Source organism: Planococcus sp. SSTMD024 (genome assembly GCF_041320495.1).
Taxonomy (GTDB): Bacteria; Bacillota; Bacilli; order Bacillales_A; family Planococcaceae; genus Planococcus.
Map to the genome: position 1 here is coordinate 37478 of NZ_JBGGNS010000003.1, position 13885 is coordinate 51362.

Below are 13885 nucleotides of genomic sequence, written 5' to 3' on the forward strand. Positions count from 1 at the left end.
GCTGTTTTTCTAGTCATTAAGTCACGAAACGCAAAAAAACAGCCTGCTCAACTGAGCAGGCTGTCACATGAATATTTACTTAACTTGTGTACCGTTCGGTAACTTTTGGTCTACGGAAGCGATGGTCAGGTAGCCATTTTGCTGCCCGGCAAGAATCATGCCTTGCGATAATTCACCGCGCAGCTTGACCGGTTTCAAGTTGGCGACAATGATGACTTTTTTGCCGATGAGTTCATCCGGCTTGTAATGCTCAGCAATGCCGGAGACGACTTGGCGTGTTTCATAGCCCATGTCCACTTGAAGCTTCAATAGCTTATCCGTTTTCTTCACCGGCTCGCATGCCGTAACCGTCGCCACCCGCAAGTCCACTTTCATGAAATCATCGATCGTTATTTCAGGAGTATCCGGCTTTTCCGGTACGGTTTCTACTGGTGCTTGTTCTTCTTTTGGCGCTGCCCCTCCGCGCATTTGGTCGCGGATATAGGCCACTTCCGGTTCCACTTCAAGACGCGGAAAAATCGGCGTGCCTTTTTTCACGACGGTCGTACCTGCAGGAATCGCGCCGAATGTCTCTAATGTCTGCCATTCGAGGAATTCCGGCGCAAGGCCGAGCTGTTCGATGATCTGCTTCGGTGCATTCGGCAAGAACGGCTGCAGCATAACGGCCGTCATGCGCAAGCTTTCCGCGAGATGCGCCATGACCGACGCGAGCTGTGTACGGTCGCCGTCCTCTTTAGCCAAGACCCACGGCTGCGTTTCATCGATGTATTTATTCGTGCGGGAAATCAATGTCCACACTTCGCTCAACACGAGGCTGAACTGCATTTTTTCCATATGCTCTTCGTAAACAGCCACTGTATTTTTCGCGATCGTCTGCAAAGTCTCGTCGAAGTCGGTCTTGAAGCCGTCGACTTGCGGCACTTCCCCGTCAAAGTATTTATTGATCATCGAAACGGTCCGGTTCAATAAATTCCCGAGGTCGTTCGCCAAGTCGTAATTGGTGCGCTCGACAAAGGATTCCGGCGAGAACACGCCATCAGATCCGAATGGCAGCTCGCGCAATAGGAAATAACGCGCTGCATCCAACCCGTAGCGCTCCACGAGCATTTCCGGATAGACGACATTGCCTTTTGATTTCGACATTTTGCCGTCTTTCATCATGATAAAGCCGTGTGCGAAGACTTTCTTCGGCAATGGCAGATCAAGCGCCATGAGGAAGATCGGCCAATAGATCGTGTGGAAACGCACGATGTCTTTTCCGACCACGTGCACATCCGCTGGCCAATATTTATTGAAGTTGGAATCGTCATTCGAGCCGTAACCGAGTGAGGTGATGTAATTCGACAAAGCGTCGACCCATACATAAATGACGTGCTTCGGATCTCCAGGAACCGGGATGCCCCAGTCGAATGAAGTCCGGGAAACAGATAGGTCTTCGAGGCCCGGCTTGATGAAATTATTGACCATTTCATTTTTGCGCGATTCCGGCTCGATGAACTCGACATGCTTATCGTAATAATCAAGCAAGCGGTCTGCGTACTTTTTCATATTGAAGAAATACGATTCTTCTTTCACTTTGTGCACCGGGCGTCCGCAATCCGGGCAATTGCCGTCTTCGAGCTGCGATTCCGTGAAGAAGGATTCACAAGGCGTACAATACCAGCCTTCGTATTCCCCTTTGTAGATATCGCCATTGTCGAGGAAGGTTTGGAAAATTTTCTCCACCCCTTCCTTGTGACGGGCTTCTGTCGTACGGATAAAGTCGTCATAACTGATGTCCATGACTTCCCATACTTTTTTCGCCGCCTCGGCCATCTCATCAACAAAGGCTTGCGGTTCTTTGCCGGCTTCGCGGGCTTTTTCTTCAATTTTTTGGCCATGCTCGTCCATGCCCGTCAAAAAACGGACATCGAAGCCGCGCAGGCGTTTATAACGTGCCATCGCATCGGATGCAACAGTCGTGTAAGCCGTTCCGATATGGAATTTTCCGCTCGGATAGTAAATGGGAGTCGTCAGGTAAAATGTCTTGTTCTTGGCAGTCACGAAAAATTCCTCCAGTTTTTTTGTATATCCTTTATTTTAACGAAGTCGCGAATTTTGTACAATGTTTGCTCCCGCAAGAAAAAGTTGAGTCCCAAAATTGGAGCTTCTTCCCAAAATAGGGTGACAGGAAAATAAATGGCAAAAAAATAACGAAAAAATGGGTATTTGCCTCAAAAACCCAAAATTTATTATGAAATACATAGTTTTTTATTGACCAAATTGACATTACTTGGTATGATTTATGACAAGAAGTGGTAAATGTCGAATTTTGACGAATTCTACCGCTAAAATTGAAAGGGGCTAATGATTATGAAATCGACTGGTATTGTTCGTAAAGTAGACGAATTGGGCCGCGTAGTTATTCCGATTGAATTGCGCCGTACGCTTGGAATTGCAGAGAAAGACGCGTTGGAGATTTATGTCGACGACGACAAAATTATCTTGAAAAAGTATATGCCAAATATGACATGTGCGGTAACTGGTGAAGTTTCCGATGAGAACATGCAATTGGTTGGCGGCAAATTGATCCTCAGCCCAGAAGGCGCGGAGCAGCTTGTTAAAGAAATCCAAAGCAATTTGAAGAAATAAAAAACCGGCGTGCCTATGCACACCGGCTTTTTTTATGGGCTCGATTCAGTCTTTATGGAATGCTTCGTATACATCCCGCTTCGGAAGGCCGCGCGCTTTCGCTGCTTCCTTGATCGCTTCTTTCGAAGAAATTTGTTTTTGTTCCATTAACTGAGTGACATGCTGTGCGTATGTCAGTTCTTTCCACCACTCATCCACTTCCAGCACATCAGGCTCCAAATTACCTTCAACCACTAAACAGAATTCGCCGCGGATTTCGTTCGACTCCGCCCAAGCGACCGCTTCTTCCAAGCTTCCGCGCAGAAACTCCTCGAATTTTTTGGTCACTTCCCTGGCCAATACAATCCGCCTGTCGCCACCAAACACCGTCAGCAGGCTTTTCAAACTGTCTTTCAGACGATGTGGTGCTTCATAAAACAGCAGTGTTTCTTCTTTCTGGCTCAGTTTTTCAAGCTCCATCACGCGCGCTTTCTTATTGCGCGATAGAAACCCGTAAAACAGAAACGGCTGCGGCGTGATGCCAGAAGCGATCAATGCGCTGAGTGCCGCATTCGCACCCGGTACCGGGACGACCGGGTAACCCGCATCGACCGCTTTTTTCACAATGTCTTCCCCGGGGTCGGAAATGCACGGCATGCCGGCATCGCTAACCAGTGCCACCGATTTGCCTTCCGCCAAATAGCGGAGGATTTTCTCTCCCCCGCTTTCCTGGTTGTGTTCATGATAGCTGACTAACGGCGTGTCGATGGAAAAATAATTGCAAAGCTTCTTGGTGTTGCGCGTATCTTCCGCCGCGATGACATCCACTTCTTTTAACAGCCGCAGCGCGCGCACCGTCATGTCTTCCAAATTACCGATCGGCGTCGCCACTAAATAAAGCGTCGTTTGGCCGCCGCTGAAACTTTTCTGTGATTTCATGTCCATTCCGCCTTTCCATCCCGAATATAGGCGATTTTTTCCGCCTTGCTCAATTGTTTAAAGGCGTATTCCGCTTTCATCGCTTCCGGCTTCGTTTTGAATGACTCGTGGTAAATGAGCGTGAGGGGCCCACGGGAGCGCGTATATTTCGCGCCTTTTCCGCTTTCATGCTTCGCTAAGCGCTTCTCTAAAGCATTCGTGTATCCCGCATAATACGACCCGTCCCCGCATTCAAGCACGTAGAAATAATGCTCATTGTTCGGTTCCATACAACAAGCCCCGCACTTCTTCCGTGTATTCGCCGTCTTCCCCGTAAACGATCAACGGCGGCAATACTTTCAGATCCGGCTTGCCGTCCTTGATGCCTTCGATCAATAAGGTATTCGCGTCTTTGCCCGCTTTCGGGTAGACGAGCCGGATGCGTTTTGGCTCCAGACGGTTGGCCCGCATCGCTGCCATGATGTCGATCAAGCGGCCCGCACGGTGGACAAACGCCGCCTTGCCGCCTTGCTTCAACAGCTGGCTCGCAGACCGTACCGCTTCATCCAAGGTCAAATGCAATTCGTGGCGCGCAATCGCCATATGCTCGCTTAAGTTTTTATCGCTCATGTCATGCGCAGGGAAATACGGTGGATTGCAAGTCACCGTATCGAATTTCTCGTAGCCGAGTTGCGCCGGGATTTCCTTCACATCGCCTTCGATGATATCGATTTGTTCTTCGAGGCCGTTGAATTCGATGCTGCGGCGCGCCATTCCCGCCAGGCGGGGCTGCAATTCGACACCTGTGATCGTCGATTCGGTGCGGGCGCTCAAAAATAATGGAATTGCCCCGTTGCCCGTGCACAAATCGACAATCCGTCCGCGCTTTTTCGGCACATAGGCAAAACGCGCCAACAGCACTGCGTCCAAAGAAAAAGAAAACACCGAAGGGCTCTGGATGATGCGCAAGTTTTCCGCCAGCAAATAATCCAAGCGTTCGTCATCTGTTAACATATCGTTCACTCCTGCCATAATAAAAGGCTGCCGCCACACGGAGTGTCGGAAGCCTGTTGGTTCTATTTCTATGTTGTGCTTGTCTTGCCAGTATGGGCGCCCTCGCTTTTCTTCATGTCTAACTCGAACGCCTAGCTCCTCGGGTCATAAGCCGTTTACCCTATGCGGCAAAGAGCGCCGCTTCGGGTACCCGTCTTATGCCTGTCGGAGCTGAACAGGCGCCCTCGCTTTTCTTCATGTCTAACTCGAACGCCTAGCTCCTCGGGTCATAAGCCGTTCACCCTATGCGGCAAAAAGCGCCGCTTCGGGAACTTGTCTTATGCCTGTCGGAGCTGAACAGGCGCTCTCGCTTTTCTTCATGTCTAACTCGAACGCCTAGCTCCTCGGGTCATAAGCCGTTTACCCTATTCGGCAAAAAGCGCCGCTTCGGGAACTTGTCTTATGCCTGTCAGAGCTGAACAGGCGCCCTCGCTTTTCGTTATTAATTCTGCTTGTTCAAGAACGATAGGCAGAATAGGCAGTCGTCGCCTTTTCTGGAGCTGCCGAAATGGACATTGCAGACGTGATAGCCTTCGTGGTACAGGCGCGCCAAGTTATCGTAGCCTTCGCCGATGTCCATGACGGCTTTTTTCAGTTTCACCGGGTCGACTTTTTCCGGTTCCGGCACTTTTTCGTTCAGTTCATCGAGACGGGCACGCAAATGGTGATTTTCCAGTTGCAGCGCGTGATGCTCTTCCATCGTCCGCGCTACGACTGTTTTCAAATCACGGAACTGCTCTTGCATCGATTCCAATTGCTGTTCAAAGTCCATGACCGTATCCAAAAAGTTCTTTTCTTTCACTGATACCACCACCTCACGCTCTCGTCCCTTGGTTCATGATTTCATCCAATGTATATTCCAGCGTCTGGTCTTGTTCTGCCAGGCGGATTTTCAATACTCTTTCAAGCAAGTTCAAGCTGACGACACGGCCGTTGCCATCTGGCGTCTCGACACGTGCGCCGATATCCGGCATTTCCTTTTTCGCCTGCTCGTATTCGTCGTTCTCGTACTTCAAGCAGCACATCAAACGGCCGCATAGCCCGGAAATTTTCGACGGGTTCAACGACAGGTTTTGGTCTTTTGCCATCTTGATCGACACCGGCTCGAAATCGCCGAGGAACGTCGAACAGCACAGCATGCGTCCGCATGGCCCGATGCCGCCGAGCATTTTTGCCTCGTCGCGCACGCCAATCTGGCGGAGTTCAATGCGCGTGCGGAAAATCGACGCCAAGTCTTTCACCAAATTACGGAAATCGACGCGGCCTTCTGCGGTGAAATAGAAAATGACTTTGTTGCGGTCGAATGTGTATTCCACATCGACCAGCTTCATGTCCAAACGGTGCGACTCGATTTTTTCCGTCCCGACTTCAAACGCGCGCTCCGCTTCTGAGCGGTTTTCATCCACTTGCAGGCGGTCGCGTTCAGTGGCGACGCGCACTACTTGCTTAAGCGGAAGAACGACATCGTTCTCCCCTACTTCTTTCACGGGAACGACCACCTTGCCGTATTCGATCCCCCGTGCTGTTTCCACAATGACGTAATCGTCTTTTTCGATCAATGCTTCGCCTGGATCGAAATAATATATTTTACCCGCTTTCTTGAAGCGGACTCCTATTACTTTATACAATTGTTTACCCCTCCTGCAGATTCAGCATTAATTGCTCCATCAACAGTGTCCGGTTCATATTGCGCGGCAATTGCTGTTTGGCTTGTAACACTGCCTGCAACTGCCTGGACAATACATCGAACGAACGTTGAAGCGCCATCTGCTTCCAAGTTTCTTCCATGTCCGGATATGTGCGTGCAGTCTCAAGACCCGCTTTCACTGTCGCGATGTCCCGATATGCAAATAATAACATGTCGAGCCCTCTTTCGGCATCTTCTTTCTCCTTGAATAATGGCAGCCAATCAGATTGAATCAAAAGTAATGCCTCGTGGACATTGCTCCCCACCGTCTCGACGAGCTTCAATACCAGTTTCCGCTCATCCGCAAACTGCTCTTCCTCGCTCAATCGCTTCGCTTCCTGCTCGCTTTGCGTCAGCATGCTCACCGTTGCCGCCATCGAGCCCGTCATGCCATCCGCCATCAATCGCTCCATCAACTTCGGCCGTGACAGCGGCTGGAATGATACTAGCTGGCAGCGGGAGCGAATCGTGCTCATGATGGCATTCAAGCGCTCTGTCAGTAATAGCGCCGTCACATTCGCTTCCGGTTCTTCCAAAAACTTCAGCAAGGCATTGGCAGACGAATTATTCATCCGGTCCGCCTGCTCAATCACGTAGATTTTGCGCCCGCTGTTCAGCGCCGTCTTGTTCATCGTATAAATCAAATCGCGGATCTGGTCGATTTTGATGTTCTGGCCATCCGGTTCTATGAATAAAATATTCGGGTGATTGCCGCTTTCATACAATTTGCAGCTTCGGCATGTTTCACATGGAACATTATCGATTGGGGTTTCGCATAATAATAATTTGACAAAAAAATGCGTCAGTTCTTTTTTTCCGGATCCCGAAGGCCCTTCAAGCAGGTATGCATGGGCCAGCCGGTCATTGGCATATGCCCCTTGCAGCCGCTTCAACACAACTGGCTGCATGTCCTGCAATTCTTCTATGGTCTTGTGCATGATTCCACCTTCAAACTTTGTAAAAAATCCCGTGTTCCAGATGGATCACGGGTAGTGCGGGCGAAGAAACAGCCAGGCTGTTTCTTAAAATTGCTGGAACTGTTCGATCGGCAAGACGAAAATCGTCGCGCCGCCCACTTCCACTTCGACCGGATACGGTATATACGAATCCGCATTTCCGCCCATCGGGGAAACCGGCGCCACCATCTGTTCGCGCGCGCGGCAATTGTCACGGATCAAATCCATCAACTTCGGGACACGGCTATCGTCGACCCCGATCAAAAAGGTGGTATTTCCTGAGCGCAAGAACCCTCCCGTACTGGCAAGCTTGGTAGCCCGGAAATCATTTTTCGTCAACGCGTTGGATAAGCGGTTACTGTCTTGATCCTGTACCACTGCTACGACGAGTTTCATCAGCACTCACTCCTTTTTTTGGTTGCTTCTCTATGTATTAGTATAACACGAACGGCGAACGTGCCGTCACATCTTTCCTTTAGGCAATGCGAAAAATTCATGGCTATTTACACAAGGCCGTTGATTCTGCGCATGAAAAAACAGCCCTTGACGAACAGGGCTGCCGGCAATCCATTATTGTTTTTCAGCCAGGAAGCGCTGCACAGCTTCATATGCATCCGCCACCACTTCATCCAGCTCATTTTCTGCATTGATCAGCTGCATGCGTTCCGGGTAACGGCCAAGCAAGAGCAAATAGCCTTCTCTCACTTTGTAATGAAACGCCAGTGACTCCTCGTCCAGGCGATTGAATTCACGGCCTTGATCGAGGTCGATGCGCGCAAGCCCTGTTTTCGGATTGACATCAAAATACAGCGTCAATTCCGGCATATGCCCTTCGATGGCGAATTCATTGATCGCCAGCACATCGTCCAGACCAAGCCCGCGTGCATGGCCCTGGTAAGCGAGGCTGCTGTCGACAAAACGGTCGCAAAGAACGATTTTCCCTGCCTGAAGCGCCGGCAGTACACGTTCCACCAAATGCTGGCGCCGTGCCGCTGCGTACAATAGCGCTTCGGTCCGGGCATCCATCGCCGTATGTGTCCGGTCCAGGATGACTTCGCGTATTTTCTCCGCGATTTCAATGCCCCCCGGTTCACGCGTCGTCACCACTTCAAACCCATCAGCCGTCAGGCGTTCTGCCAGCTTCTTTAGCGCCGTTGTCTTGCCCGATCCTTCGCCGCCTTCTAGCGTAATAAAATAACTCATAGTTTCACCTGTTCCCTTGTCTTTTAACTAAAACACTCCCCACTATAACGCAAAAACGGGCTGTTCTACAACTTTCTTTAGACCTTATTCCTCGTCTTCCGCTACTTGGTAAGCACGCTCGAACAGTTCCATTTGGCTATCGATCACCGCTTGCCCTTCAATTCTCCGCACATAGCCATAATTGCCTTCTTCGTCCTGTTCGCGGGCTTTCACATTGTCCCGCAGGCCGAGCTCAAGAATATCCCACACCTGCCCTTTCACCCGCTTATCGAGAATCGGGAAAAGGATTTCAATGCGGTTGTTCAGGTTCCTCGTCATCATATCTGCAGAGGACAAAAAGGTCTTCTCTTTGCCGTTTTGATGGAAATAATACACGCGGCTATGTTCAAGCAGGCGTCCCACAATGCTGCGCACGCGGATATTTTCGCTCACTCCCGGAATCCCTGGCCGCAAGCAACAAATGCCGCGGACGATCAAGTCAATTTTTACACCGGCACGTGATGCCTCATACAGCTTCATGATGATGATCTTATCGGTCAACGAGTTCATTTTAGCCACAATTCGGCCATTGCCGTACTTTTTCTCGTAACGGATTTCAGAATCGATCAAATGAAGAATGTCTTTCCTGATTGAAAACGGCGCCACCGATAGATAATGGAATTCCGGCTTTTCCGTATACCCACTCAAGTAATTGAAGAAATTCGTCGCATCGATGCCAATTTCTTTTTTCGAGGTGAATAAGCTCATATCGGTATAGATTTTTGCCGTCTGGTCGTTGTAATTGCCAGTCCCAAGATGGACAAAGCGCTCGATGCGCCCTTGTTTTTTGCGTACCACGAGAGTGATTTTGCTATGGGTCTTTAAATGGGTCATGCCGTAAATAACGTGGCAGCCCGCTTTTTCCAGCTCTTTCGCCCAGTGCACGTTGTTTTCCTCATCAAAACGCGCCTTTAATTCGACCAGCACCGTCACTTGCTTGCCGTTTTCCGCTGCCCGCTTCAAAGCATTGATCACCGGGGAATCCCCGCTGACACGATATAAAGTTTGCTTGATTGCGAGTACATCCGGATCGTCCGCCGCTTCCGAAATAAACTCAACGACCGGCTCGAATGAATCATAGGGATGATGCAAAAAAACGTCTTCTTCGGCGATTCTCGCAAAAATCGCTTTGCCGTTCTCCATCCCCACCGGCAATTGGGAAATCTTCCCCTCATAGACCAAATGCTCCCATACCGGGGCCATTTTCTTGTAAAAACTGAAAAATACCGTCAAATCCAGAAAACCGTCAATTTCATAGACATCTTTCGGATGCACTTCCAACTCATCCATCAAATAATCCAAAATGACAGGATCCAAACCGTCTTTTTGCACTTCGAGCCGGACGGCAGCTCCCCATTTGCGCTTCCTTAACTCTTCTTCGATCTCTTTAAGCAAGTCGCGCGCGCCTTCTTCGTGTATCGTCATATCCGCATTGCGGGTGATACGGAACACGGTTGTCGATTTGACTTCATAACCGTGGAACAGTTTGCCGATAAAAAAGCCGATGACGTCATCCAATAACAATAATTTGCGCAAGCCGCCGTTTTCCGGCAATTGGACAAACCGCTCAAGCATCGCAGGCAATTGCACGATGGCTGTGCGCGTCCGTTGTTCAGAATCCGCTTCTTTTGCCGTGTCCTCCAAGACCACCGCTAAATTGATGCTTTTATTCAATAGCATCGGAAACGGGCGGTAGGCATCGATCGCCATCGGGGTCAACACCGGAAAAATATGCTCGTCAAAATAAGTCTCCAAAGCCTCACGCTGCGAATCGTTCAATTCCCTTACTTTGAGGAAATGGACATGCTCTTTCTGAAGCTTGGGATACAATATTTTACGCAAGGTGTCATATTGCAAATTCACCAATTGGTGGTTTTTTAAGGCAATTTCATGCAATTGTTGCTTTGGCGTCATTCCGGCTTTATTTTCAGGCTTATTAAAGCCCACCTTCACTTGGTCTTGCAATCCCGCCACACGGACCATGAAAAACTCATCCAAGTTGGAACTGAAAATCGCCAGGAACTTAAGCTTTTCGAGCAGCGGATTGCGCGGGTCAAGCGCTTCTTGCAATACCCGTTCATTGAACGCCAGCCAACTCAGTTCACGGTTATTGTAATAAGAAGGATTGTTCAACTGGATCATGTCTTCCTTTTTCTTTCCCACGGCAAAACTCCCCCTCAGGTTTCATTCATGAAAGTGGACGGTGATCGTTTTCTTTAATAGCTTCTCCAAATGCTTTTTCTGCTTCTCGACCTGGTATTGCTCCGGTTTCCAGTCTTCTCGGCATTGGATAGAGAAAATGAGCTCTTCTTTTTGGGATTCCAATTGGATGTCTTCAACAATATCGCGTTTTGTCGCATTCAAACTATAAGCAAACTTAATGACTGCACCGATGATATTGAATTTATCCAACTCTGCTTCCGTAAACCAGTCTTCGTAGAGCGCTGCATTGCGTTTAAACAAGTTCTTGTTTTTATAAGAAGCAAGCAAGGCGACAATGATGCGCTCTTTATGCAAGAGCCCGTCGATGGTCCGGTTTGCTAGTAGATAGAAGGTATGCTGATTGCTCGATTCAGAGTCGATATACGAACCGAGATTGTACATGGAACTGCCAAGACGGACCCATTGATGGTCTCTTTCTGTTAGTTCGAGAAGCCCTTGCTCTTCCAATTCCCGCACAATCATCAGCGAGCTATTGGTCACATGGATAGCATGCGTCAAATTGATGTCGTAGTCGATTGCCAAATCGTAGAAGCTTTCCTCAATGACGTTTGGAAACACCGGCATCTCGAAATCCTTTGTCATTTCCTCATAAAACACGCCATCCCGAAGCCCTTTTCGGCTCAAAGCAAAGAGTTCGGCATCAATCAATTCCATTAGGCAATTGAACACTTCCACCGCCGGAATGATGATATCCGCCCGGTCGCGCGATAAGCCTTCCACACGCTGCAAATCGTCAAACGCCATCGATTCCAGCCATTTATTCGTTTCGTCCACTTCTTTCCGTTTCATGATGTACTGATGGATACCGGAAAGTGGATAGTCGATTTTTTCCTGATGAATCTGCGCCAAGTTCCGCGCACTGCCCCCGATTCCAATCAACGGCAATTTCTTCCCTTCAATCCAATCGAGTGTTAAAAACTGCTGTTCGAGAAACTCCCGCAACGCCTTCAGTTCATTGTTTTTCGGTGTATCGCCTTCGATAAACTGTCTTTTCAACGATAAGGCACCAAACGGAAAACTATGGAAATGAATGAGTTCACGGCCTTCAAATAAAGTGAGTTCTGTACTGCCACCACCGATATCAACCGTAATGCCGCTTTTATACGACATTGAATTGACCACGGCCAAATAACCATAATGCGCTTCCTCGTATTCCGATAGGATGCGCATGGTAAAATCTGTCTCTTTTCCAACTCGATCGATAATAACTTCCTGGTTTTTCGCTTGCCGTACAGCAGCCGTCGCCACGCATTTAATCGCTTCGAGCTGATGGTGGCGAGTGACTTCCTGAAAACTTTTCAAGGTATCGATCAGCACTTGTATGCCTTCTTCGGAAAGTGTATTATCAGCCGTTAAATAATTGCGGAGACGGGCCACCGCCTTGACGTTCTCACTTTCCGAGAAACGCCCGCTCTTATCCCGCGTATAAACAACCAACCGGATGGTATTCGAGCCAATATCGATAATCGCGTACTTTTCCTGTTCCATACTATTACCCCCACATTCGCTTTCGCATATGCTATTGTATACCACCCGCGCGTTTGTTCTACTCACTACGGAATAACAGAAACCAGCTTTTCCGACAAGCGGTGCTCCCCTTGTATCTCCGCACCGGCGCCTAGATAATCCGACAGCTCCTCCACTTTTTCAACCGTCCACTTCTCCCCTGCCGTTACCAGCGGGATGCCAGGCGGATAAGGGGTCACCATAGCCGACGAGATCCGGCCAATCGCCCGCGTATAAGGGACCCATTCTTGCACCGATAAATCCACTTCCTCAAACGACAGCTCAGGCACTGTCACGGGTTTGGGATAACCAGGACGGAAGCCTGGCGTAAGCTTCTCCAATAGCCGCACACTGTGCACAGCTTCTTTGATGCGACTGCGTATTTCTGCATACGGATAAGCATGCCAAGGTTTTGACAGCGGCAAAATTAACAATACCTGAAAAAGATCTGCCAATTCTACATAAATACCGGCTCGTTCCAGTGCTTCTTTCAACTGGAATCCCCCTCTATTTTCGACCCGCAGCAATAATTTCAGCGGATCATCCGTCTCCACTACTTCAAGTGCAGGAATCCGCTTGATGCTCGAAATGAAATAAAGGCGTTTCTCGAGAAAATCACGCTTATCATGGACAGAGTAGTTTTGGATATATGCCCTCGCATCGTCAAGCGAAGCCATAATGGGATAAGAAGGGCTGCTCGATTGAAAAATCCGCAAATACTTCCTGATCATTCTTTCCTCCACTAGTTCTCCTGCTATATGAAGATAGGAGCCCATTGTCATAGCCGGTAAAGTTTTATGCGCAGACTGAACCACTACATCGGCTCCATATGCTAATGCACTCACAGGGAACGGCTCGCCTGCTGCTAAATGCGCCCCATGCGCTTCATCGACAAGTACTGGGATATTACGTTCATGACAAAATTCAATAATTGCCTCTAACTCAGAAGAAGCCACGCCGTAATAACTCGGATATGTCAAAACGACCGCTTTTGCTTGCGGATATTCATCTATGGCAGCCACTATTGAAGAAAGGGCAACAGCTGCGGCGCTTTGGGAGGACTCATCCCATTCAGGCGCTACATAAACTGGTTTTACATGGGCAAGTTCAAGCGCATGAAAGATCGATTTATGCGAGTTGCGCTGCACAATCACCAGGTCCCCTTCTCCGCAGACCGCATGGATCATCGTAAGATTTCCTGCAGTTGACCCGTTCACCAGAAAATAACTTTTTTTTGAACCGTATGCACCTGCTAATAAATCTTCAGCTTCCTTAATTGCCGCGTTGGGGGCATGTAAATCATCAAGGCCCTCTAGCTCTGTCATATCATAAGCAAGTGCCGCTTTTAATTCTTTCGGCAAGCCCGACAGCAGGCCGTTTTTATGGCCTGGAACATGAAACGAAATCGGCCGTCTTCTTTGAAATTCCAATAACGCATCCACCACTGGACGTCTTTGAGTCATAATCTTTACATCCTCACGTTTTCATTCATAGTTTATTCCATTATACCGAACGCTGCGCCTTTTCGAAAAGCCGGGCTGTTTTTTTACAAAAACCATACAAAAAAGGCCGCTACCGGAATGAACCGGTAACGGCCTTTCTACTTGCCCAGCGACGTCCTACTCTCACAGGGGGAAACCCCCAACTACCATCGGCGCAAAAGAGCTTAACTTCCGTGTTCGGGATGGGA

The 13885-nt window shown here is 48.9% G+C and carries 13 protein-coding genes and 1 rRNA gene; 1 reads left to right on the top strand and 13 read right to left on the bottom strand.

Features of this window, described 5'->3' with window-relative positions; translation table 11 throughout:
• Window positions 1-75: 75 nt before the first annotated feature.
• Window positions 76-2043: a methionine--tRNA ligase gene (metG, locus tag AB9R92_RS00235; protein WP_370667589.1), complete on the bottom strand. Its 1968-nt coding sequence runs from the start codon at window positions 2041-2043 to the stop codon at window positions 76-78.
• Window positions 2044-2352: 309 nt separating this feature from the next.
• Here metG and AB9R92_RS00240 point away from each other — a divergent pair, with 309 nt between their 5' ends.
• Entirely contained in the window at window positions 2353-2631 is a 279-nt protein-coding gene (locus AB9R92_RS00240; RefSeq protein WP_058382238.1) for a transition state genes transcriptional regulator AbrB, read from the top strand.
• 45 nt (window positions 2632-2676) lie between these two features.
• Here the strand turns inward: AB9R92_RS00240 and rsmI are convergent, their stop codons facing one another.
• The 12 genes from rsmI to rrf all read right to left on the bottom strand — a co-directional run.
• Entirely contained in the window at window positions 2677-3549 is an 873-nt protein-coding gene (rsmI, locus tag AB9R92_RS00245; RefSeq protein ID WP_370667590.1) for a 16S rRNA (cytidine(1402)-2'-O)-methyltransferase, read from the bottom strand.
• Window positions 3546-3818 carry a GIY-YIG nuclease family protein gene (locus AB9R92_RS00250; protein ID WP_370667591.1) on the bottom strand — a complete coding sequence of 91 codons (273 nt, stop codon included), beginning with the start codon at window positions 3816-3818 and terminating at the stop codon, window positions 3546-3548. The genes rsmI and AB9R92_RS00250 overlap by 4 nt, the downstream gene beginning before the upstream one ends.
• On the bottom strand, window positions 3802-4542 hold the full coding sequence (locus AB9R92_RS00255; protein WP_370667592.1) for a tRNA1(Val) (adenine(37)-N6)-methyltransferase: 741 nt from the start codon (window positions 4540-4542) through the stop codon (window positions 3802-3804). The genes AB9R92_RS00250 and AB9R92_RS00255 overlap by 17 nt, the downstream gene beginning before the upstream one ends.
• A 481-nt stretch (window positions 4543-5023) precedes the next feature.
• On the bottom strand, window positions 5024-5383 hold the full coding sequence (gene yabA, locus AB9R92_RS00260; protein ID WP_058382242.1) for a DNA replication initiation control protein YabA: 360 nt from the start codon (window positions 5381-5383) through the stop codon (window positions 5024-5026).
• 13 nt (window positions 5384-5396) lie between these two features.
• Complete coding sequence (locus AB9R92_RS00265) at window positions 5397-6209, bottom strand: PSP1 domain-containing protein (RefSeq protein WP_058382243.1); 813 nt, start codon at window positions 6207-6209, stop codon at window positions 5397-5399.
• Between the two features lie 4 nt (window positions 6210-6213).
• On the bottom strand, window positions 6214-7206 hold the full coding sequence (gene holB / locus AB9R92_RS00270; RefSeq protein ID WP_370667593.1) for a DNA polymerase III subunit delta': 993 nt from the start codon (window positions 7204-7206) through the stop codon (window positions 6214-6216).
• A gap of 84 nt (window positions 7207-7290) precedes the next feature.
• Window positions 7291-7620 (bottom strand): cyclic-di-AMP receptor, encoded by a 330-nt coding sequence (locus tag AB9R92_RS00275; protein WP_058382245.1) that lies wholly within the window; start codon window positions 7618-7620, stop codon window positions 7291-7293.
• A 174-nt stretch (window positions 7621-7794) separates the two neighbouring features.
• Window positions 7795-8427 carry a dTMP kinase gene (gene tmk, locus AB9R92_RS00280; RefSeq protein WP_370667594.1) on the bottom strand — a complete coding sequence of 211 codons (633 nt, stop codon included), beginning with the start codon at window positions 8425-8427 and terminating at the stop codon, window positions 7795-7797.
• An 84-nt stretch (window positions 8428-8511) separates the two neighbouring features.
• On the bottom strand, window positions 8512-10629 hold the full coding sequence (locus tag AB9R92_RS00285; protein ID WP_370667595.1) for an RNA degradosome polyphosphate kinase: 2118 nt from the start codon (window positions 10627-10629) through the stop codon (window positions 8512-8514).
• Window positions 10630-10650: 21 nt separating this feature from the next.
• A complete protein-coding gene (gene ppx, locus AB9R92_RS00290) occupies window positions 10651-12177 on the bottom strand; it encodes an exopolyphosphatase (protein ID WP_370667596.1) in 1527 nt (508 codons plus the stop codon).
• Between the two features lie 65 nt (window positions 12178-12242).
• Window positions 12243-13658 (bottom strand): aminotransferase class I/II-fold pyridoxal phosphate-dependent enzyme, encoded by a 1416-nt coding sequence (locus AB9R92_RS00295; protein WP_370667597.1) that lies wholly within the window; start codon window positions 13656-13658, stop codon window positions 12243-12245.
• 143 nt (window positions 13659-13801) lie between these two features.
• A 5S ribosomal RNA gene (gene rrf, locus AB9R92_RS00300) occupies window positions 13802-13885 on the bottom strand; the annotation flags it as partial.

Excerpts from the sequence above, each read along its gene's own strand:
- AB9R92_RS00250 (WP_370667591.1), bottom strand. The coding sequence starts at position 3,818 with ATGGAACCGAACAATGAGCATTATTTCTACGTGCTTGAATGCGGGGAC.
- holB (WP_370667593.1), bottom strand. The coding sequence starts at position 7,206 with ATGCACAAGACCATAGAAGAATTGCAGGACATGCAGCCAGTTGTGTTG.
- tmk (WP_370667594.1), bottom strand. The coding sequence starts at position 8,427 with ATGAGTTATTTTATTACGCTAGAAGGCGGCGAAGGATCGGGCAAGACA.
- rsmI (WP_370667590.1), bottom strand. The coding sequence starts at position 3,549 with ATGAAATCACAGAAAAGTTTCAGCGGCGGCCAAACGACGCTTTATTTA.
- ppx (WP_370667596.1), bottom strand. The coding sequence starts at position 12,177 with ATGGAACAGGAAAAGTACGCGATTATCGATATTGGCTCGAATACCATC.
- AB9R92_RS00240 (WP_058382238.1), top strand. The coding sequence starts at position 2,353 with ATGAAATCGACTGGTATTGTTCGTAAAGTAGACGAATTGGGCCGCGTA.
- AB9R92_RS00255 (WP_370667592.1), bottom strand. The coding sequence starts at position 4,542 with ATGTTAACAGATGACGAACGCTTGGATTATTTGCTGGCGGAAAACTTG.
- AB9R92_RS00275 (WP_058382245.1), bottom strand. The coding sequence starts at position 7,620 with ATGAAACTCGTCGTAGCAGTGGTACAGGATCAAGACAGTAACCGCTTA.
- AB9R92_RS00295 (WP_370667597.1), bottom strand. The coding sequence starts at position 13,658 with ATGACTCAAAGACGTCCAGTGGTGGATGCGTTATTGGAATTTCAAAGA.